We start from the raw sequence: 1,012 nt of genomic DNA on the forward strand, positions 1-1,012 counted from the left end.
CACCTTCCAGCAGCGTTGCAACAACTACTGGAATCCAAGTTGCGGGATGTTCGGTGATGTCGGTGCACCACAGCTCGTTGGGGCGAGCAGCGGTGAAGGCCCGGTTCACCAGGTCCGCGGGAGTGCTCACTGCGAGCATCGGGTGGCCACGTCGTTTGCGTCTGGGCAGGCCGAACAGCCCACGCTCGGCCATGATCGAGGCAACCAGCTTGTGGTTGACGATCATCTCGCACTCGGCCAGCAACGCGGCCTTGATCCGGCGTTTGCCGTAGGTTCCACGGGACTGGACATGAATCCGGGAAATCTCATCGGCGACCACGATCCTGCGAATTGTTCTGGTGGACAACGGCTGCCGTCGTTGCCGCAAGAAGGTGGATCTGTGCACTCCAGCGATTCGACAGGCCGACCGCCCCGAATGTCCGAGCGCGATCAGCCCTTCGACGACCGCGATCCGCCTTTTGGGGACACCACCGCCTGCGCATCGAACAATTCGCAGGCGTCGCGAGTGAGCTTCAATTCGGCTTCCAACGCGGCGATCCTCTTCTTCGCCGAGGCCAGCTCATCAGCTTCCACGCTCGGAATGCCCTCGCGGACTCCTGCATCGACGAGGACCTGCGCCTTCCACCGGAACAAGGTGGCAGGCGAGATCCCTGTCTCGGCCGCTATCTCGGCGACGGGCTCGCCGGCACGCAGCCGAGCGCACACCCGCCGTCGCATCGCCAGCGGAAAGGATTTCGGCATCGTGACCTCCTGCGGGTCAGTCTGCCTCAACTCTCGTAACCGCGGCCCCCTGAGCGGGGGCCAGATCACCCGGACCGAACCAGAGGGGTCAGGTCACGGGAGTTGGTGGTCGGCGCGTAGGCTGTCGGCTGCCAGGAGGAAGGGACCACCTCGGAGCTGGTTTAGCCAGCAGCATGGGACCATCCTGTTAGCCAGTGATGGGACCACTTGATCGGCAGGTTTTGCCAGTTATGGGACCACCCCGGCGTGGCAGCTGGGAGTTCTCGGACCA

Annotated in this window: 2 protein-coding genes; both read right to left on the minus strand. The window is 63.7% G+C overall.

The genetic code is table 11. The features are described from left to right. A partial coding sequence (locus tag ACL03I_RS39390; protein ID WP_412808656.1) for an IS3 family transposase occupies window positions 1-319 on the minus strand: 319 nt, incomplete at its 3' end. 110 nt (window positions 320-429) lie between these two features. Further along, window positions 430-741 carry a transposase gene (locus ACL03I_RS39395; protein ID WP_412808657.1) on the minus strand — a complete coding sequence of 104 codons (312 nt, stop codon included), beginning with the start codon at window positions 739-741 and terminating at the stop codon, window positions 430-432. Window positions 742-1,012 lie beyond the last annotated feature (271 nt).

The organism is Nocardia sichangensis, from assembly GCF_047200615.1.
In the GTDB taxonomy this organism is placed as follows: Bacteria; Actinomycetota; Actinomycetes; order Mycobacteriales; family Mycobacteriaceae; genus Nocardia; species Nocardia sichangensis.

What these genes read in the sequence shown, in the direction of transcription:
- ACL03I_RS39395 (WP_412808657.1), bottom strand. Translation starts at nt 741, where the DNA reads ATGCCGAAATCCTTTCCGCTGGCGATGCGACGGCGGGTGTGCGCTCGG.